Annotated in this window: 17 protein-coding genes and 1 riboswitch; of the genes, 11 read left to right on the top strand and 6 right to left on the bottom strand. The window is 60.1% G+C overall.

Translation table 11 applies throughout. The features are described from left to right. Nucleotides 1-75: 75 nt before the first annotated feature. Together IRT44_RS01810 and adh are read right to left on the bottom strand one after the other, a co-directional pair. Nucleotides 76-450 (bottom strand): DUF779 domain-containing protein, encoded by a 375-nt coding sequence (locus tag IRT44_RS01810; RefSeq protein WP_171565876.1) that lies wholly within the window; start codon nt 448-450, stop codon nt 76-78. Nucleotides 451-457: 7 nt separating this feature from the next. Next, the gene (gene adh, locus IRT44_RS01805) at nt 458-1,978 is read right to left on the bottom strand and encodes an aldehyde dehydrogenase (RefSeq protein ID WP_212132113.1); all 1,521 of its coding nucleotides are present in this window, start codon (nt 1,976-1,978) and stop codon (nt 458-460) included. A 234-nt stretch (nt 1,979-2,212) separates the two neighbouring features. Between adh and IRT44_RS01800 the strand changes: the two genes are divergently transcribed. The 3 genes from IRT44_RS01800 to IRT44_RS01790 all read left to right on the top strand — a co-directional run bounded on the left by IRT44_RS01800 (nt 2,213) and on the right by IRT44_RS01790 (nt 8,287). Continuing rightward, nucleotides 2,213-4,000 (top strand): sigma-54-dependent Fis family transcriptional regulator, encoded by a 1,788-nt coding sequence (locus IRT44_RS01800; protein WP_212132112.1) that lies wholly within the window; start codon nt 2,213-2,215, stop codon nt 3,998-4,000. Nucleotides 4,001-4,192: 192 nt separating this feature from the next. After that, nucleotides 4,193-5,131: an NAD(P)-dependent oxidoreductase gene (locus IRT44_RS01795; protein WP_268255219.1), complete on the top strand. Its 939-nt coding sequence runs from the start codon at nt 4,193-4,195 to the stop codon at nt 5,129-5,131. 270 nt (nt 5,132-5,401) lie between these two features. Next, nucleotides 5,402-8,287 (top strand): WG repeat-containing protein, encoded by a 2,886-nt coding sequence (locus IRT44_RS01790; protein ID WP_212132110.1) that lies wholly within the window; start codon nt 5,402-5,404, stop codon nt 8,285-8,287. A 168-nt stretch (nt 8,288-8,455) separates the two neighbouring features. On the opposite strand, the gene queF is transcribed toward IRT44_RS01790, so the two are convergent. The 4 genes from queF to queC are packed head-to-tail and all read right to left on the bottom strand — an operon-like array spanning nt 8,456 to nt 10,877. Beyond that, nucleotides 8,456-8,953 carry a preQ(1) synthase gene (queF, locus tag IRT44_RS01785; RefSeq protein ID WP_171565881.1) on the bottom strand — a complete coding sequence of 166 codons (498 nt, stop codon included), beginning with the start codon at nt 8,951-8,953 and terminating at the stop codon, nt 8,456-8,458. Nucleotides 8,954-8,992: 39 nt separating this feature from the next. After that, nucleotides 8,993-9,721, bottom strand: coding sequence for a 7-carboxy-7-deazaguanine synthase QueE (gene queE, locus IRT44_RS01780; protein WP_212132109.1), 729 nt, complete (start codon nt 9,719-9,721; stop codon nt 8,993-8,995). After that, on the bottom strand, nt 9,718-10,206 hold the full coding sequence (gene queD, locus IRT44_RS01775) for a 6-carboxytetrahydropterin synthase QueD (protein WP_212132108.1): 489 nt from the start codon (nt 10,204-10,206) through the stop codon (nt 9,718-9,720). The genes queE and queD overlap by 4 nt, the downstream gene beginning before the upstream one ends. Then, nucleotides 10,206-10,877, bottom strand: coding sequence for a 7-cyano-7-deazaguanine synthase QueC (gene queC, locus IRT44_RS01770; RefSeq protein ID WP_268255203.1), 672 nt, complete (start codon nt 10,875-10,877; stop codon nt 10,206-10,208). Before queC ends, queD begins: the two co-directional genes overlap by 1 nt. A gap of 82 nt (nt 10,878-10,959) precedes the next feature. Then, nucleotides 10,960-11,003, bottom strand: a riboswitch (PreQ1 riboswitch). Nucleotides 11,004-11,172: 169 nt separating this feature from the next. On the opposite strand from queC, the gene IRT44_RS01765 reads away from it, so the two are divergent. The 8 genes from IRT44_RS01765 (at nt 11,173) to IRT44_RS01730 (ending at nt 19,947) form a co-directional block, all read left to right on the top strand. Beyond that, the gene (locus IRT44_RS01765) at nt 11,173-11,883 is read left to right on the top strand and encodes a copper homeostasis protein CutC (protein ID WP_171565885.1); all 711 of its coding nucleotides are present in this window, start codon (nt 11,173-11,175) and stop codon (nt 11,881-11,883) included. A gap of 129 nt (nt 11,884-12,012) precedes the next feature. Continuing rightward, nucleotides 12,013-12,354, top strand: coding sequence for a hypothetical protein (locus IRT44_RS01760; RefSeq protein ID WP_171565886.1), 342 nt, complete (start codon nt 12,013-12,015; stop codon nt 12,352-12,354). Nucleotides 12,355-12,558: 204 nt separating this feature from the next. After that, entirely contained in the window at nt 12,559-13,755 is a 1,197-nt protein-coding gene (locus IRT44_RS01755; protein WP_230077840.1) for a galactokinase, read from the top strand. Nucleotides 13,756-13,809: 54 nt separating this feature from the next. Next, nucleotides 13,810-14,808, top strand: a complete 999-nt coding sequence (gene galT, locus IRT44_RS01750; protein WP_212132105.1) for a galactose-1-phosphate uridylyltransferase — start codon at nt 13,810-13,812, stop codon at nt 14,806-14,808. Beyond that, on the top strand, nt 14,808-15,803 hold the full coding sequence (gene galE / locus IRT44_RS01745) for a UDP-glucose 4-epimerase GalE (protein ID WP_171565888.1): 996 nt from the start codon (nt 14,808-14,810) through the stop codon (nt 15,801-15,803). Before galT ends, galE begins: the two co-directional genes overlap by 1 nt. Before the next feature lie 24 nt (nt 15,804-15,827). Continuing rightward, nucleotides 15,828-17,543, top strand: a complete 1,716-nt coding sequence (locus IRT44_RS01740) for a phospho-sugar mutase (RefSeq protein ID WP_230077344.1) — start codon at nt 15,828-15,830, stop codon at nt 17,541-17,543. Then, a complete protein-coding gene (locus IRT44_RS01735) occupies nt 17,533-18,615 on the top strand; it encodes a M24 family metallopeptidase (protein WP_171565890.1) in 1,083 nt (360 codons plus the stop codon). Before IRT44_RS01740 ends, IRT44_RS01735 begins: the two co-directional genes overlap by 11 nt. A gap of 111 nt (nt 18,616-18,726) precedes the next feature. Then, the gene (locus IRT44_RS01730) at nt 18,727-19,947 is read left to right on the top strand and encodes an ROK family transcriptional regulator (protein WP_171565891.1); all 1,221 of its coding nucleotides are present in this window, start codon (nt 18,727-18,729) and stop codon (nt 19,945-19,947) included. Nucleotides 19,948-19,959 lie beyond the last annotated feature (12 nt).

Raw genomic sequence — 19,959 nt, 5'->3', positions numbered from 1 at the left:
TTTTTTCTGCCCGGGGGCGCTCCTGCTCCCGGAGGATGGCGAACAGCCCGGATCACGGCGATCCGGGCTGCGTATTCAGCGGTTCCATTCGTCTTGAAGCTGTTGATACTCTTCCGGGGTAAACAGGCTGGAGCGGGTGAGAAAGCGCACTCCTTCCGGCCCTTCCAGGGAAAACATGCCGCCGCGGCCTTCGACGACGTCGATCACGAGCCGTGTGTGCTTCCAGTATTCGTACTGGGCCCGGCTCATGTAGAAGGGACATCCGCCGATTTCACCCAACAGCACGTCACTGTCGCCAATGAGAAACTCTCCTGCCGGGTAGCACATCGGCGAACTGCCGTCGCAGCAGCCGCCCGATTGATGAAACATCAGCGGGCCGTACTTGGCTTTTAGCCGTTCGATCAGCGCCAGCGCGGCGTCGGTAGCCAGCACCTTCTGCACGTTGGCCATGGTCTTCTCAAAAGAAGCCCAGTGCGTCGGGGCTGTAGCTGACCAACAGGTTTTTCGTCTGCTGGTAGTGCTCCAGCATCATCTTGTGCGTTTCCCGTCCGATGCCGGACTGCTTGTACCCGCCGAACGCGGCGTGGGCGGGGTAAGCGTGGTAGCAGTTGGTCCAGACGCGACCGGCCTGAATGCCCCGGCCCATGCGGAAGGCTGTGCTGATGTCCCGCGTCCAGACACCGGCACCGAGGCCGTACAGCGTGTCATTGGCGATGGACAGCGCCTCTTCTTCGCTGGCAAACGTGGTCACAGCCACCACCGGACCGAAGATTTCCTCTTGGAAAATGCGCATCTTGTTGTGCCCCTTGAAGACGGTCGGCTGGATGTAGTAGCCGTTTTCCAGACCGCCGCCGAGCAACTGCCGTTCACCGCCGGTCAGCAGTTCCGCGCCTTCCTGCTTGCCGATGTCGATGTAGGAGAGGATTTTTTCCATCTGTTCGGTAGAGGCCTGCGCGCCGATCATCGTCTCCGTGTCCAGCGGATTGCCCTGCTTGATCGCCTTGACACGGGCCAGCGCTCTTTCCATGAACGGCTCGTAGATCGATTCGTGGATCAGGGCGCGGGACGGGCATGTGCACACTTCCCCCTGGTTGAGCGCAAACAGCACGAATCCTTCGATCGCCTTGTTCAAAAACGCGTCGTCCTTGGCAAACACGTCGGGGAAGAAGATGTTGGGCGACTTGCCACCCAGCTCCAGCGTGACGGGGATGATGTTCTGGGATGCGTACTGCATGATCAGGCGGCCCGTCGTCGTCTCTCCGGTGAAGGCGATCTTGGCGATGCGGCTGCTGGATGCGAGCGGCTTCCCGGCTTCCAGTCCGAAGCCGTTGACGACGTTCAGCACGCCCGGGGGCAACAGATCGCCGATCAACTCCAGAAGGACCAGGATGGAGGCGGGCGTCTGTTCAGCGGGCTTGATGACGACGCAGTTGCCTGCGGCCAGCGCCGGAGCCAGCTTCCAGGCGGCCATCAGCAGCGGGAAGTTCCACGGAATGATCTGGCCGACGACGCCGAGCGGCTCGTGGAAATGGTAGGCAACGGTATTGGCGTCGATCTCCGCCAGCGTTCCCTCCTGGGCGCGGATGCAGCCGGCGAAGTAGCGGAAATGGTCGATCGCCAGCGGCAAGTCGGCAGCCAGGGTCTCGCGGATGGGCTTGCCGTTGTCCCAGGTCTCCGCCACCGCCAGCATCTCCAGGTTGGCTTCCATCCGGTCGGCGATTTGGTTGAGCACGCGGGCGCGCTCCGCTGTAGACGTCCGGCCCCACGCGGCTTTGGCGGCATGGGCGGCATCCAGCGCCAGTTCGATGTCTTCGGCGGTGGAGCGGGGCACTTCGCAAAAGACCGCGCCGTTGACGGGGGAAACGTTTTCAAAATACTCCCCTTTTACAGGCGGGACCCACTGACCGCCAATGTAGTTTTCGTAGCGTTTCTTGAACGTCACCTTCGCGCCGTCCTGTCCGGGTTGCGCATAGATCATGGAATACCCCTCCTCATGAAAAATGTTGATGAATTTGTTGATGGCAGCTGCCTCTATCCATGTGCAAGGAAGATGCCAACTCCGTAATCTGCGTCGTTTTCAGGCGAAATGTGGAACATTGCTCCGGCTGCCTGTGCCATAATGGAACAGCGGTGCTCCAAAACGGAACATTTATAAAATTCGGACGATTATGGTACCATAGAAGTACGTAATGATCGGAAAGGAGGCCTATTGATGTTCGATCAGGTGTCTCTGTCAGACTTCCCGCCTGATGTTGCCTTGTCGTGGAAGCGCTCTCATGAACGCGGGCTCAAACCGGATGACAAGGCGGATGACCAGATTATTACCGGCACGCTGATCAAGGAACTGATCGACCGGCACCGCTCTCTGGTCAGCCATGCCGAAACGGTCTTTTCCAAGCTGTATCCGGTCATCCGGCAGTTTGGCTGCGTGGTCTTTTTGACCGACCGGGAGGGGACGATCCTGTATGCCAGCGGCGATGCTGAATTTGCCAACCGCGCCGCTCAGGTGCAGCTTCAGGTGGGCGCCAACTGGCACGAATCGAGAAAAGGAACGAACGCCATCGGAGTGGCGATCGAGGAGAAAAAGCCGGCGTTCGTAAGGGGAAGCGAGCATTATTTTGTGGAAAACCGCTTCCTCACCTGCGCTTCGGCCCCCTTGTACGGCAAAAACGGGGACTTTCTCGGGGTCATCAACATCAGCGGTCTGCACGACCGGTTCCACCCGGTGATTGCGACTTTTGCGCCGCTTGCCGCCGAACTGCTGCAAAACCGCTTCATGATCGAAGAGATGGAAAAGGAGCAGCTGATTACGCTGCGGCAGCTGGAAGCAGTGTCTGACCACCATCCGCTGCCGCTGCTGACGCTGGACGCCGACCGGCGCGTGACCGGCGCCAACCGGGCTGCCCTCCGCCTCCTGGGAGAAGATTGCCTCGGTCAAACCTTTTCGCCCAAATCCCACTTCCAGGTGATCCCGATCAAGGACGAGACACAGCGAGTCTACCGCTCTGTTGCGATCGGGACAAGCCATTCCAGGGAAAAGGCATCCCGGCAGGAGCGGGGCCCGTATACCTTTGCCGACATCTACGGAGAGTGTCCGGCCATCCTCCGGGCCAAGGAGCTGGCCCGAAAAGCGGCAGGGAGCTCGCTGGCCGTCCTGATCACCGGGGAGAGCGGGACCGGGAAGGAGCTGTTCGCCCAGGCGATCCATGCGGCCAGCGGACGGGGGCCGTTTGTGGCGGTCAACTGCAGTGCCATTCCTGACACCCTGATCGAGAGCGAACTGTTCGGATACGAGAAAGGAGCGTTTACCGGCGCGCAAAAAGAAGGGAGTCCGGGCAAGTTTGTCGCGGCCAACGGGGGAACGATCTTTCTCGACGAGATCGGAGACATGTCCCTCCGTGCACAGGCTGCGCTGCTCCGGGTGCTGCAGGAAAAAACGGTCACGCCCGTGGGCAGTGCCGTGGCCAGACGGGTGGACGTCCGCGTCATCGCCGCCACGCACCGGAACCTGCCGGCTGAGGTGCAGGCGGGCCGTTTTCGGGCTGATCTGTACTACCGGCTAAAAGGCATTATTCTGCATTTGCCCGCGCTGCGAGAGCGCAGTGATCTTCGACAATTGGCCGGACACCTTCTGCGCAAGCATGCAGACACGCCGGCAGAGCTGTCCCCGGAAGCGCTGGACAAGCTGTGCAGGCACTCCTGGCCCGGCAATATCCGGGAGCTGTTGGCCGTGCTTCAGCAAGCGTCGTTTCTGGCGGAGGGAGCAGTCATCAGGCCGGAGCACGTGATCATAGACGAGCCCGCCATGCGGGATGATGCGCCGACTTCGCTGCGCTGTCACGAACAAAAAGCGATCGAGGAGGCGCTGCTGGCGACCGGGGGTAACATCTCCCAGGCTGCCCGGCTGCTGCACATCGGCCGCAACACGCTGTACCGGAAGATCAAAAGCTACGGCATCCGGCTGGGCCCGGAAGCGGACAAAGGACACTTGCGGATGTGACAGCATTGTGGAGGCCGGCCGTAGTGCCGAAAATCAGGCAGGAAGCGAGGCAGCCGTGCGACCCGGCGCATGTGTATTCGAAATATTCAGTATAATCCGTAGTCAACCACGCGCTGATTCCGGCAATTATGGCATTGCCACGCTGTTGGCGCTGGCGTGCAGGATTTTGGACGGCGGCAGGAGAAGTTCCCTCTGTGTGAAACAAGCCATCAGCGGAAGGGAGCGGAAACGATGACAGTACAGAACAAAGATGTGGTGATCGGATTTGTCGGCACCGGCGTGATGGGGAAAAGCATGGCGTCCCATTTGATAAAGGCGGGGTACCGCGTACTCGTGTACAACCGGACCAAAGCAAAGGCGGAGGAGTTGATCGCCCAGGGAGCGACGTGGATGGACCGGGTGTCCGACCTGGCTAAAGCGGCGCAGGTGATCATCACCATGGTCGGCTATCCGAAAGACGTGGAAGAGATTTATCTGGAGGCGGATGGTATCGTGCATCATGCCAAGCCTGGCGCCTACCTGATTGACATGACCACGTCCAAGCCGTCGCTCGCCCGAACGATTTACGAAGAGGCGAAAAAGCGCGGGCTCTTTGCCTTGGACGCACCGGTCTCCGGCGGTGACGTGGGAGCTCGGGAAGCGCGTCTGACGATCATGGTGGGTGGCGATGAGGACGCCTATGCGGCGGTGGAGCCGATCCTGCGGGTGATGGGCACCAACGTGATTCGGCAGGGCGGCCCCGGCGCCGGCCAGCACACCAAGATGTGCAACCAGATCGCCATCGCCACCAACATGATCGGCGTCTGCGAAGCGATCGCGTACGCGAAACGAGCCGGACTGGACCCCACCCGCGTGCTGCAGAGCATCGAGGCGGGAGCGGCGGGAAGCTGGTCGCTCAGCAACCTGGCGCCGCGGATGATCGCCGGCAACTTCGCGCCCGGCTTTTACGTGAAGCATTTCATCAAAGACATGACCATCGCGCTGGAAGCGGCCAAGGAGATGGGGCTGATGACCCCCGGGTTGGAGCTCTCCAAATCGCTGTACGAGGAACTGGCCGCGCAGGGTGAGGAAGACAGCGGCACCCAGGCGCTGATCAAATGGTTTGACAAGCAGTTCGCGTCATCCGTGTGACAAGGCGAGAGCCGACGTGATGTATCGGCACAAAAAGCAGGACCGGTCCGTCCCGGGAGCAGTCCCCGGCGGGCGCGGTCCTGTATCGCTTTTGGCACCCCCATTCTCGTGTCGCTGCTTATCAGCATGTGAAGGCAGACCGATGTGCCGAAACTGCCTGCCGTCGTCATAAGCGGAGCGCAGCAGAGCGAATACGGAAAACCGGAAACGCAACCATTTTGGTCCGGAAACGTCTTACAATTGACAGCCAAAACAGAAGGGAGACCCAACGTGAACAAACGAATCGCAGCCCTGGTCACGTCCGTCGCGCTGGTATGGAGCGCGATGATGCCGACCGGGCAGGCTGCCGGCCAGGGCACTGTTCATCCGTATATAACCGATTACAAAATCGGCTTCACCGACGGCAGCTCGCTGGTCACCAACGCGGTTTTCGACGATGCTGCCAAGCGGGGAGATTATTATGTCGTGACCAAAGGCGGCAAAAAAGGGATTCTCGACGGTCGCACCGGCAAGGAGATTACGCCGTCTGTCTGGGATGATGCCGACATCCCCGACGGGAAAAACATCGCCGTCGTCCGCAAAGGCGGCTGGTTTCATTACATTGATCTGCCGAAACGGGCCCTTTCCCCAAGCAAATTTGCCGGCGCCCACACATATTTTCTGTCCCGGACATACCCCACGGTGATTGCGATGGGCGGCAGCACCTCCATGCTGCTGGACCCGTCCGGCAAGGTGCTGCTGCCGCCGTTCCAGGGGAAAATCGAAATGGTGGACGTGGCGGTACGGGGAACGGATGATGAAGACGAAAGCGTCCGTTATCTGGTGGCGACCACTGCCCAAAAACTGACCGTGTACGATCCGGTTACCCTCAAGCCCTTGTTTTCTCTGCCCCGCGCCTCGCTGGTTCCGAACAACGGGTTGAAACCGGCGTACATCCGGATCGCATCCGGCGGCAAGCAGGGATTGGTCGACCTGAACGGGCGATACCTCCTGGAGCCCAAGTACAAGGCGCTGGTTCCACTGGAAAACGGCTTCTTCCGCGTGGAAGCTGAGGAGGGCGTCGGCCTGTGGAAAGACGGCATGCTGGCTCCCCCCAGCTTTACTGATGTCGGTGTCCTGCGTGATGTGCCGGACGCCTATTACACCGTGTCTGGGGGAGGCATCACGTACCATTCGACGGCCGGGGGAACCTCCTTTGCGCTCAAGCAGTCGGAGTACCTGCACGGCGGTTATGTGTTGGGACAGGACCCGTCCACCGGGTTGTACGGCGTCAAAAACGTCCGGGGTGAAACGGTTGTGCCGTTTGTCTACCCGCGCGTGGAACGGGTGTCGGGGATACGGCTTTTGGTCCGCTCCGACGGCAAGAAAGGCATCCTGCGGGGCGAGTGGGGCAGGCCCGTACAGGAGCCGGACGCCTGGTTTGACGCCGTGACCACGATCGGCGATTACAATATGGTGAGCGTGCAGGACGGGACAAAGGTGGGGCTGTATTCGCAGAAGGCGGGTCTGCTCGTGCCGCCTGCGGAACACACGCTGATCAGCTACGATTCGTACGCGGGAACGGCCACCGTCACCGGACCAGACGGCAAGCAGCGGATCTATCGATCGGACGGCTCATCCCAGGATGCGAACGAGCCGACCATCTACCCACTTACGGACACGTTGTCCGCGTCTGTCAACAAGGAAGGGGACGTGGTCATTATCGAAAAGGAGACCAGGCAGCCAATCAGCAAGCCATACCAGTCCGTGTACACTGATCACGAGCTCGTGGTCGCTGTTGACGGTGATGCCGCAGACCTGTACACGCCCGATGGCAATATGCTGACGACAGACGTGAAGATCGCGGCTCGGTATAAAAGCATCGAGCGGCCGATCATGTTGATCGACATTGGCGAAGCCATCTACACGGCCGGGACAAAAAACGACACGGGCGAACTGGCGCTGGTAAAGATCGCAAACGACTCCCTGCAGGTGGAAAGCGACTTTCGCTATCACAGCTTTACCGCCTGGCAGGTAAACGAGCGCGCGCTGTTCGTGTTTGTACAGAAGGACGGCAGACGCGATCTGTGGTTCGCAGGGGGAGACGGGGCCGCCCGCAGGTTGGAGGGGATCAGCGGCTATCGTGTCGATAGCAATAGCGGACTAGTCTTCGTTCAGGGTAATGGCGGTTGGGATGTCTACGCGGCAGACGGAAACCGGCTGACAAACGGCGGATACCGCTCGCTGGAAGTGATCAAAACCGTCGGCGGGCAGCGGTTCGTCGCCTACCAGGACCAGCGCACCGGTTTGTACGGCCTGTTGGGGACAGACCTCCGCGTGTTGACACCGCCGAAATACGAAAGCGTAAAGCCGGCAGACAAGGTATTCAGCCAGTTCGGCCTGTCACCCGACCAGGCACCGCCGTTCGTATTTACCGCAGGGGGCCATTTTGGCTACCTGAACAGCAGCGGACAGGAGGTGTTCCGCACGGCGCTATTCACGAAAAAGCCTGCGGTCTCGTATCGTCCGCTGACGCCGCAGGCGTTTGCAGCCTACAGGGAGCTGTTGCGAAACAATCCGCTTGAGCTGGCGGACTTCGGCAAACCGTACCGATGGCCGGAGGCGGACAACAGCGAGCGCGTGTTTTTCGCCAACCTGGCGCTCTACTTTAACTTGCCGGTCAATTCCGGGAAGCGCGAAGTCCTGCAAGCGCTGATCGCCAAAGGGATCATCAAGGACGATCCCCGCCGCGCTGTCCTGTCGGATGACGACTTCTTCGCGCTGATGTATTACGTCGTGAATGGAAAGACGAGCCAGTCTCTGACCCAGCAGCAGTTGCGGGACTGGGCGGAAAAACGGGGGCTGGTGCGGGAGAGATGGATAAAAGGTGTTGAGCAGTCGATAGACAGCTACTACACCGAATACCTGCAGTCCTTTTTTCAGGAGCTGCTGCGGACACAGGCGGCGGCCGTCAAGCCGAAACCGCTGTCCTTCGCCACGCTCAGCGAAGCGCAGCAACAAATGCTGCGATCCCTCATCGTGGTGAACGGCCGGGAGTATGACCAACTGCCGCTTCCGCTTCCGCAGGCTGAGGTAAAACGGCACCTCGAACAGCTTGTCCGCCAGTACAATAAACAGGCGCCGCTGCTGCTGAAAGCGGCCCAGGCGGCACGCTAGCGGGAGACGAAGCGGCGGCCCGCGTCTCATTGTGTCTCCGGATGGCAACACGCCCATTCTTTTCAGGACGTTTTTTACAGGCAAAATGCCAGACGATCGGCTCGTCTGGCATTTTTTTGAGGTGGGCCGGTGGCGGTGTATGCGCCGCGGCTTCACCTGTCCGTTCTGTCAGCGGTTGTCCACCTTCTCCGGGTACATGTCGTGGTTCATCAGGCGGTACTCCGCCATCTTCTCGTACTTGGTGCCCGGTCTGCCGTAGTTGCAGTACGGATCGATGGAGATCCCGCCACGCGGGGTGAACTTGCCCCACACCTCGATGTATTTCGGGTCCATCAGCTTGATCAGGTCGTTCATGATGATGTTGACACAATCCTCGTGGAAGTCGCCGTGGTTGCGGAAACTGAACAGGTACAGCTTCAGCGACTTGCTCTCCACCATTTTCTTGTCCGGGATGTAGCTGATGTAGATGGTGGCAAAGTCGGGCTGTCCGGTAATCGGACACAGGCTGGTGAACTCCGGACAGTTGAATTTGACAAAGTAGTCGCGGTACGGATGCTTGTTGTCAAACGTCTCCAGCACATCGGGATCGTAGGTGTAGCTGTATTTCGTCTGCTTGTTGCCCAGCAGCGTGAGCGAAGAAAGATCTCGTTCCTGATGGTTATCCATGCAATATTCCCCCGTTTCGTTTGAAAAACGCGCCATTTGTCAGACGCCCCGCTTGTTGCCCCACACCAGCGCGTGAAGCTGGGGCAGCACTTTGACGTCGTTCATGTCGGCTGCGGTCATCGTCCGCTCGATCAGCCATTCGTAGGCCGCCAGCAAGCGCTCCCGCAGACCGGCGAGATCGGCCTGCGCCTCGTCGTCGTTCCCTGCCTGCAGATAAAAGGGAACGCGCGGATACCGCAGATGCACCTGGCGGGCGTAGTCAAAATCGGCTTCGTCAAACACGACCACCTTCAGACTGGTGCGCACATCGCCGGCTCGGCCGGACAGCGCGTGCACCATCGCATCCAGCGCGGTGAAGTCGGTGGTCATCCCGGAACTGGGCGGTTTGGGCGAGATCGTCACGTCGTCAACCTGCAGCAGCCAATCCTGCCACCGGCTGCCCTGCGTCTCGACCGCCGTCCGGATGTTTTGCTCCCGCAGCAGCCGGACGAGCTGCCCGACGTTGGCAATCAGCGCCGGATTGCCGCCCGAGATGGTGACGTGGCCAAAGCGGTCCTGCCCGATGCGGCGCAGCTCTCCCCAGATTTCCTCGGGCGTCATCTGCCGGATTTCGCCTGCGGCCGAGCCGTCCCAGGTAAAGGCGGAGTCGCACCAGCGGCAGCGGTAGTCGCAGCCGGCGGTGCGCACAAACATCGTTTTCTGGCCGATCACCATGCCTTCTCCCTGAATGGTGGGGCCGAAGATTTCCAGCACCGGAATGGTGTTCACTCGTACATCCACTCCCGTCTCACTTCGGCGTAGCTGGTCGGCGTCTCGTACAGGCGGACAAATTCCACGCGGGCACCGTCATATCGGTCGCGGTACGCTTCCGAGCTCAGCTGCGCCTCCATCTGCTCGAACAGCCAGACCACCATGTTTTCCGCCGTGGTGTTCATCGGCGGAAGCATCTCGTTCAGGTAGCGGTGGTCCAGGTACACTTCGATGTGCCGCTTCCAGATCTCCTTGATGTCGCCGAAATCAATGACGATGCCGATCTCATTCGGATAGCCGCTGATGCCGAAGACCACCTTGTAGGTGTGGCCGTGCAGGTTTTTGCACTTTCCTTCGTAGGCGTGCAGGTGGTGAGCGGCGTCAAAGGTAAACTCCTTGCTGACCAGCACCCGCTTGCGGTGATAGCGAAGCTGTTCTTTTTGAATCTCTTTGCCCAGCGTTTGCAGCCGGTCGACAATGCGGAAGTCAAAAAAGCCGCTCATCAGGCCTTCACCTCCCCGCGTTCCCGCAGGTAGGCCTCCAGGCCGGCTTTCCGCAACTTGCAGGCGGGGCATTCGCCGCAGCCGTCTCCCTTGATGCCGTTGTAGCAAGTGAGTGTTTTTTCGCGGATATAGTCAAACGCGCCCAATTCGTCGGCCAGTTTCCAGGTCTCCGCCTTGTTCAGCCACATGAGCGGCGTGTGGATGACGAACGGATAATCCATCGCCAGGTTGAGCGTGACGTTCAGCGACTTGATAAACGCGTCGCGGCAGTCGGGATACCCGCTGAAGTCCGTTTCGCACACGCCGGTGACCAGATGGCGGGCCCCCCGCTGTTTCGCAAAGACGGCGGCAAACGACAAGAACAGCAGATTGCGGCCGTCCACGAATGTGGAGGGAAGCTGGCCGTCTTCCTGGGCGATCGGAATGTCGGTTCGGGTCAGCGCGTTGGGTGCCAGCTGATTAAGCAAGCTCATGTCCAATACCGTGTGTTCTACACCCAATTCCTCGGCGATTTGCCGGGCGCATTCGATCTCCAGATTGTGCCGTTGCTGATAGTCAAACGTAATCGCGGCCACGTCGCCAAACTGCTTGCGCGCCCAGTACAGGCAGGTCGTGCTGTCCTGGCCGCCGCTGAAGACGACGACGGCTTTTTCCTGTTTCATGCTCTCCATCTCCTTTGCGTTGTGGTGGAAGAAAGAGAGTTCTTGAACTGAATCCTGCAAAAAAAACAAAACAATACCAAGGGTACTGTTTTTCACCTTAGTTTTTTATAGAGGGAGTTCGCGAACCTCTCCCATGCGTGCGCATGGATTTTCCAGTATGCAGTTGTCAGTCGGTATGGGCATGGCTATTCTGATTATACACTATTTTTGCCGTCAGCGCGGACTGCCGTTATTTGGCTTGCTACATCAGTCCGATCGGCTGCGGCCAGTTACCTATGCAAGACACGAGAACGGAGGAAGTGCGATGGTATTGGAAGTGATAGCGACGACAGTGGAGGACGCCAAACGGGCAGAGCGGGGAGGGGCGGATCGGATTGAGCTGATCAGCGGCATCCTGGAAGGGGGCGTGACGCCCAGCTGCGGTTTGATCGACGCGGTGGTCAAAGCCGTCTCCATCCCGGTCAACGTCATGGTACGGCCGCACAGCCAGTCGTTTTGCTACACGGCCGACGATCTGCGGGTAATGCGCGAAGACATCCGCGTCATCCGCGAGAGCGGTGCGGCGGGCATCGTCCTCGGCGCCCTGACGCCGCAGGGTGAGGTGGATACGGCAGCGCTAGAAGAGCTTTTGGCCGAAGCGGAAGGGCTGGACGTCACGTTCCACCGCGCCTTTGACGAAGCCGCCGACCAATTGGGAGCGGCAAGCGTGCTGCTTCACTATCCGCAGGTGCGGCGGATTCTCACATCCGGGGGACAAAAAAGCGCGCTGGACGGAGCGGAGCGGATCGCCGACCTGGTGCGGTTGACCGCGGGGACGCATCTGTCCATCATGGCCGGCAGCGGACTGACGCTGACGACGATGGCTGATGTGATCCGCTCTACCGGCGCGACGGAAGTCCATTTCGGCACCGGCGTCCGCGAAGACGGCCAGGCGCAAAAGCCCGTGGACGAGGCGAAGGTGGCGGCGGTGAAAGCGGCGCTACATACGCTGATGTTGGAACGGCCCGGCCATTGAGCCGGGAGCAAAATGACGGCAGCGGCGGATGCGTAATGATTGGGCCACGAAAAGAGAGGGTACGACTCCATCCGCCGGAGTTGCCCGCAAGTAAAACGTTAATTGCTGCCAAGGAGCTGATGAGGATATATGAAGGGAAAAATCTTTATCATTTGTGCATTTTTTATCATCCTATTGCTCGTAAGCCTTAATATTTACAAGCTGCTCAACGTCCCCACATATTCGTTAGAACGCAACGTACAAGTGGTGGTTTTTAATGGCACTGAATATTCCATCAGTAAGGTAACGATCAATGGTGATGTTTACTACTGGGATATTTCTGCTGATCCGGCAGCCTTTACGTTTGGCAAACTGATCGGGCAAACACAACATGGCGAACGCATATATGAAGTGAAGAATGACAAATCAAAAGTAATGATTACGTCGTTCATGAGTCCGCAGTTTATCTACACGAAAGACAAAAGGTACTGAGTAGGGCGTCCCTAACAAAAAAATCAATGATTGAGAATCAGCTTTGTGCGTAGTATTATTTAATTAATTTAATAAAGTATGTTTCCCACTCTCCACGGCCCTGCCGGTTGGCAGCCGGAAAAGCAGGGGTTGACGTTGGCAAGCACCTGGAATCGAAAGGGCTGCCGCCGACATCATGCCGGCGAGAGGAGAAAGGAAAGGGTGATGTCTGTGGAGATCTACGCACAGCTGCACGCGAGATTTCGCGAGGAGTTTGGCATACGGGAAGACGTCCGCGTCTTCTTTGCGCCGGGGCGGGTCAATCTGATCGGGGAGCATACCGATTACAACGGGGGTTATGTGTTTCCCGCCGCCCTCACGTACGGTACCTGGGCGCTGGCCGCTCCCCGGCAGGACGGGGTGTACCGGTTTGCTTCCGTCAATTTTCCCGGGAAAACCTCGTGTGAAGCGTCCCGCATCGTCTACCGGGCAGAAGACGGATGGGCCAATTATCCCAAGGGTGTTGTACATGAACTGACGGCGCTGCCGGAATGCGCTCCGCTGCTGAAGGGGGCCGATTTGCTGTTTTTCGGAAACATTCCCAACGGGGCGGGCCTGTCGTCTTCGGCTTCCGTGGAATTGGCGGCCGCTGTGGCCGTGACCGCCCTGGCGGGGATCGACATGCCGATGATGGAACTGGTCAAACTGGCGCAGCGGGCGGAAAACCGCTTTGTCGGGGTGCGCTGCGGGATCATGGATCAATTCGCGGTCGGGATGGGGAAAAAGGAGCATGCAATCATGCTGAAATGCGACACGCTGACTTACGAATACGTGCCGTTTCGCATCGACGGATACAAGCTGGTGATTACCAACTCCAACAAGCGGCGGTCCTTGACCGACTCCACGTACAACGAACGCCGCCGGGAGTGCGAGGAAGGATTAAGCGAACTGCAGAAGCGTCTGCCGCATCTCCGCTCGCTGGGCGATCTTTCCGGCAACGAGTGGCGGCAGGTCAGCACGTCCCTCTCCAACGAGGTGATTCGCAGGCGGGTGGAGCATGTAGTCGCCGAAAACGAGCGGGTCATCCAGGCGGCGCAATGCCTGGCAGCCGGTGATCTGCACGCGTTCGGCCGCCTGATGAAAGCTTCGCATGAATCGCTGCGCGACCTGTACGAAGTGACCGGGGGCGAACTGGATGCGCTGTTTGAAGCGGCGGCACAGGCTGACGGCTGCATCGGCACCCGCATGACGGGGGCAGGGTTCGGCGGCTGCACGGTCAGTCTGGTGCAGGCGGACGCCGTGGACGCGTTCAAGCGTCAGGTTGCCGGACGTTACAGGCAAGCCACAGGGCTGGTACCCGACTTTTACGTGTGCGAGCTCGGAGACGGAGCGGGCGAAATCGTCCTGCCTCCTACCGCGTAACGGCTGCACGCATGCTGAATAAGAGATGAACGAGAGCAAGGAGGAATCTGGCCAATGGCTGAACTGCGCTACAATCCCCTGCTGCGCGACTGGACGATGGTGGCGTCCAACAGGCAGCACCGTCCGCACATGCCCAAGGATTACTGCCCGTTTTGCCCGGGCTCGGGCAAGGTGCCGGACCACTACGACGTGTACAAGTACGACAACGATTTTCCCGTGCTGACGCCCGATCCGCCGGAACCGGACCCGGTGCAGACCTCCCTGTACCGAACGGCGAAGTCGTACGGGAAGTGCGAGGTGATTTTGTACTCGCCCGATCACACGAAAACATTGCCGGAACTTTCTGTTGATCATATCGTCAAGCTGGTCGACCTGTGGGCAGAGCGTTTTGCTGAACTGGAAAAAGACCCTCGCCACCAGTACGTGCTGATTTTTGAAAACCGGGGCGAAGAATGTGGGGTCACCATGCCCCATCCGCACGGACAGATTTACGCCTACTCCAAAATGCCGCTGAAAATCAGGCAGGAGCTGGAAAGCTGCAAGCTGCACTATCAAGAGACGGGCAAGTGCCTGCTGTGCCAGATGAATGACGAGGAGAAGAACTTCCAACAGCGGGTCATCATCGAGAACGACCACTTTCTCGCCTACCTGCCCTTTTTTACGGATTACCCGTACGGCGTGTTTATCGTCAGCAAACAGCACAAAACGGCGATCACCGATTTTACTGCGGAGGAAAAACGCAGCCTGGCCGCGATCCTTCGCGACACCACCGGAGCGATGGATCAACTGTTCGATAGGCTGTTCCCGTACATGATGGTCATGCACCAACGCCCCGTCAACGGCGACGACGTGGAGGACTATTACCATTTCCACATCGAGTTTTACACGCCGCTGCGGGATCGGGACAAAATCAAGTTCTACGCCTCTTCGGAGATGGGAGCGTGGGCGGCGACCAATCCGCAGTCCGTGGAAGAGACGGCGCCCCGGCTGCGGGAAGCGTATCGGCGGTTTTTGCAAAAAGATGGGCGATTGCCCGAGGGAGGCGGCGCATAATGGCGATTCTGGTGACAGGTGGAACAGGGTATATCGGCAGTCACACCGTGGCGGAGCTGCTCGCCCACGGCGAAGAGGTCGTCGTGGTGGATAACCTCCGCACAGGACACGAGCGGGCCGTGCTTGGCGGCACGCTGTACCGCGGAGACATCCGGGACCGGCGGTTTCTGGACGAGGTGTTCCGCGCCCATGAGATCGAAGCGGTGATTCACTTCGCGGCCAAATCGCTCGTCGGGGAGAGTGTCCGCGATCCGCTTGGCTATTACGACAACAACGTGATCGGCACTCATACCCTGGTGTCGGCGATGCTGGAGCACGGCGTCCGCAAGGTGGTCTTTTCATCGACAGCGGCCGTCTACGGCGAACCTGAGCGCATCCCGATCCGGGAAGAAGACCCGACGGTGCCCACCAATCCGTACGGCGAGACCAAGCTGGCCATGGAAAAGATGTTTCGCTGGTGCGACCAGGCGTACGGACTGAAGTCGATCTCGCTGCGCTACTTCAACGCGGCCGGCGCCCACCCGGATGCGCTGATCGGGGAAGACCACGAGCCGGAGAGCCACCTGATTCCGCTCGTCCTGCAGGTAGCGCTGGGGCGGCGGGAGCAGATCGAGATGTTTGGCGACGATTACCCGACCGAAGACGGGACCTGCATTCGCGATTACGTGCACGTCATGGACCTGGCGAACGCACACCGGCTCGCCCTGAACTACCTCCGCACGCACAACCGGAGCGATGTGTTCAACCTGGGCAACGGCACGGGCTTTTCCGTGAAACAGGTGATCGACACCGCGCGGAAGGTGACGGGCCATCCGATTCCCGCCAAAGTTAGCCCCCGGCGGGCGGGCGACCCGGCCGTGCTGGTCGCTTCCGCCGATAAGGCGAAACGGCTGCTCAACTGGCAGCCGCGCTGCCCTGAGCTGGAGACGATCATCGCGAGCGCGTGGAACTGGCACCGCCGCCACCCGCACGGCTACGCCAGTGTGGACCGGTAAAGAGAGAGGAGGGGCAGATGTGAAATGAACGCGCAGGCAGAATACGAACGATGGCTTCGGCATGAGGAGCTGGACCCGGACCTGAGACGGGAACTGTTCCAAATCGAAGGAGACGAGCGTGAAATCGAAGATCGGTTTTACCAGTCGCTGACGTTTGGCACCGGCGGACTGCGCGGCGTTCTGGGAGCCGGCACCAACCGGATGAACCGCTACACGGTCCGCAAGGTGACGCAGTCCCTGGCTCGTTTCCTCGTCCGGCAGGGGGACGCTGCGATGCGGCGGGGAGTGGTCATCGCGTACGACTCCCGGCGACAGTCTTCCGCATTTGCCCGGGAGGCGGCGCTGGTCCTGGCGGCCAACCAGGTAAAGGCGTATTTGTTTGAAGGTGTGCGTCCCACGCCGGAACTCTCCTTTGCCGTTCGCCATCTGGGGGCGGCCGCCGGGATCATGATCACGGCGAGTCACAATCCGCCCGAATACAACGGCTGCAAGCTGTACGGAGCCGACGGTGCCCAGCTTACCGCGGACGCGGCGGAGGTAATCGCAGCGGAATTGGCGGACGTGGACGAACTGGCGGTGCCGCTGGCGGACGCGGAGGATGCTGCGGCACAGGGGCTGCTGGAAGAGATAGGCGCAGCGATGGACGAGGCCTATGCCGCCCGGCTGCGCACGTTGGCATTCCAATCCCGGGAGAACAACGCAGACTACCGCGTCGTCTACACGCCGCTGCACGGAACGGGCAGCGCGCCGGTGCAGAGGGCGCTGCTCGACATCGGCTTCCGGCATGTGACCGTCGTGCCGGAGCAGGAGCGGCCCGATGCCGATTTTCCGACAGTGGCCTCTCCCAATCCGGAAGACCCGGCGGCGTTCGCCTTGGCGATCGAGACGGCCGAAAAGACGGAAGCCGACCTGGCCATGGCCACCGACCCCGATGCCGACCGCGTTGGCGTCGCGGTGCGGGACGGCAGCGGCGCATTTGTCTGCCTGACCGGCAACCAGTTGGGAGCGCTGCTGCTCGACTACATCCTGTCCCAGCGTGCAAAACGACAAGCGCTGCCCGGCAACGGGGCGATCGTGAAGACGATCGTCACATCGGAGATGGGCGCCGCGATTGCCGCCCGGTACGGCGTGGAAACAGTGGAGACGCTGACCGGCTTCAAGCATATCGCGGAAGCCATCCGGCAGTGGGAGAAGACGGGAGAGAAGACGTTTCTCTTTGGCTACGAGGAGAGCTGCGGCTATCTGATCGGCGATTTTTGCCGCGACAAGGACGGGGTGCAGGCGTGCATGTTGACGGCGGAGATGGCAGCCTACTACGCCAAGCAGGGGAAAAGCCTGCATCAGGTGCTGCTGGCGCTGTATGAACAGGTAGGGTTTTATCAGGAAGCGCTGGTATCGTTCACGTGGACTGGCCGGGAGGGTGCCAAGCGAATCCAGCAGCTGATGGAGCGCCTGCGCAAAGAGCCGCCTGAACGGGTGGGTGATGCTGCGGTGACCGCACGCAAGGATTATCTGCCCGGAATTGATGGGCTGCCGCCGGCCGACGTAATCAAAGTCCTGCTCGCGGACGGTTCGTGGTTTGCGGCCCGTCCTTCCGGCACGGAGCCGAAGATCAAGTTTTACTTTGGCGTAAAGGGAACGGATGCGGCTGATGCGAGCGAACGGCTCAACCGCTTGAAAACGGACGTTTTGCAGTTTATCGGAATGACGAAAGGAAGTGACCTGTGCCATGCCCACTGAGGCAGTAACGAAAATACGGGCGTTTTTGAACGCGCAAAATCTGGACGGGGTGCTGCTCCGCACACGGTCCAATTTCGCCTGGGCGACCGGAGGAGGGGACAACCACATCGTCAACACGACGGAGTTGGGCGTGGCGGACCTGCTGATCCTGTCCGACCGCATGTACTGCATTACAACGCGGATGGAAGCCGCCCGCATTCGTGACGAGGAACTGGCCGGCTTTGGCTGCGAGTTCGTCACGCCTGAATGGTATGAAGGAACCGATGAAGCGATCCTGCAGTTGTGCGCGGGAAAAGCTGTGGGTGCCGACGTCTGGTTCCATCACCTGCCCAATGTGGCCAGTGAACTGGCGCAGATCAGGTCCACGCTGACAGGCGAGGAGATGGAGCGCTACCGCCAGCTGGGGCAAACGGCGGCCAAGGCGCTCGAAGCCACCTGCCGGGAGCTCCAGCGGGGGTGGACGGAGCACGAAATCGCCGCCCATCTCGCGGCCAAGCTGCTGAGAGAAGGAATCAACCCGCAGGTGCTGTTGGTCGCCACGGACGAGCGGATTTTCCGTTATCGCCATCCAATTCCGACGGAGAAGCAGCTGGATCGCTACGCCATGCTCGTGTTGTGTGCGGAAAAAGGGGGACTGGTGGCAAACGCCACCCGCTTCGTCCATTTCGGGGACCTTGCGCCCGAGTTGGAAGAAAACAAGCGGAAGCTGGCGGAGATCGAGGTGGCGATGATTGCGGCGACGCGACCGGGGGCGAAGCTGGCGGACATCCTGCAGCGGGGGATTGAAGCGTACAAACGGGCGGGATACCCTGACGACTGGCAGCTGCTGCATCAGGGAGGGCCAAGCGGATACGTCCCCCGCGAATTTCTCGTCGGTCCGGGCGAAACAGGCGTCGTCCGGGCGCAGCAGGCCTACGCCTGGAATCCGTCGATTCGCGGCATCAAGATGGAAGATACCTTCCTCGTTCACGAGGAAGAGATTGAATTCATCACGCACACGGGCGAATGGGTGTACATGGAGGCGGCAAGCGAAGGGCGGACGTACCTGCGGCCGGACATCCTGATCCGCTAGGTCTAAAGACAGCGGAACAAATGACCGGACTGGCACCGGACAGCGGCTTGTGGTATCACTGGTGTGTGGATTGTGCACATCGGGCACGCTGACGTAAAAGGAGGGATATGCATGGTCCGAGGCATGGCAGGAAGCTTTCAGCTGATGAAATCGCTGAACAAGTCGCTGATCCTGAACGTCATCCGCACCGAAGGGCCCATTTCCCGCGCCGACATTGCAAAACGGACGCAGTTGACCGCTCCGACGGTTACGAATATCGTCGGCGAACTGCTGGAATCCGGTCTGGTGATCGAAAGCGATCTGGGCGTCTCCAGCGGCGGCCGCAAACCCATTTTGCTGCGCATTCATGCTCAGGCATTTCAGGTAATCGGCATCGACGTGGGAACGCAAGACATCAAACTGGTGCTGACCAATTTGGATGCGGAGATGCTCGACTCGCTTAGGGTCAGCATGCCCGCCGGCCTGACCGGCGAACGGCTGCTGGCACTGCTGACAGAGGCTGTCCGCAGCATCATGGACCGGAATCGGTTGAACAAAGCGTCCGTGATCGGGATTGGCGTAGGGATGCACGGATTGGTCAATCCGGCCGAAGGGGTGTCGATCTACGCCCCCAACCTGAACCTGCGCAACGTTCCGATTCGTGAGAGCCTGCAGACTGCGTTTGGACTGCCGGTGGAAGTGGAAAATGACGTGCGGGCCATGGCGCTGGGCGAAAGCTGGTTCGGCAGCGGCCAGAATATCGATCACTTCGTCTGCGTCAATGTAGGACGGGGGGTCGGGGCCGGGATCATCATCGACCGAAAGCTGTTTGACGGAACCACCCACACGGCCGGCGAGTTGGGTCACATCACTGTCGATCCCGCAGGGCCGCAGTGCAGTTGCGGAAACTACGGCTGTCTGCAAGCCCTCGCCTCCGGTCCGGCGATCGCCGGCAGGGCCAAGGCGGAGCTGCAGCGGGGCCGAACAAGCATCATCGCCGAACTGGCGGGCGGAGACTTGGATGCGGTCACTGGCGAAACCGTCCATGCAGCCGCGCTGCAGGGGGATGCGCTGGCCATTGAGGTGCTGCAGGCTGCGGGACGTTACCTGGGCATCGGGATCGCCGCTGTAATCAACGTCCTTAATCCGGCACGGGTGATCATCGGCGGAGGAGTGGCCAAAGCGGGAGATTTTCTGCTGCAGGCGGTCAACGAGACGGTGCGCAACCGGGCGCTGCAGACGCCCGCAGAAGCCGCGTCCATCACACTCTCCAGGCTGGGCGATCACGCCACGGCGATCGGCGCGGTCACGCTGGTGCTGAAAAAACTGTTCGCTCCTGATTATGCGACATAGATGTGACAGGCG

Source organism: Brevibacillus sedimenti, from assembly GCF_020923495.1.
Lineage (GTDB): Bacteria > Bacillota > Bacilli > Brevibacillales > Brevibacillaceae > Brevibacillus > Brevibacillus aydinogluensis.
The sequence above is the reverse complement of the archived record's forward strand: the minus strand, read 5'-3'. Positions and strand labels throughout refer to the sequence as shown.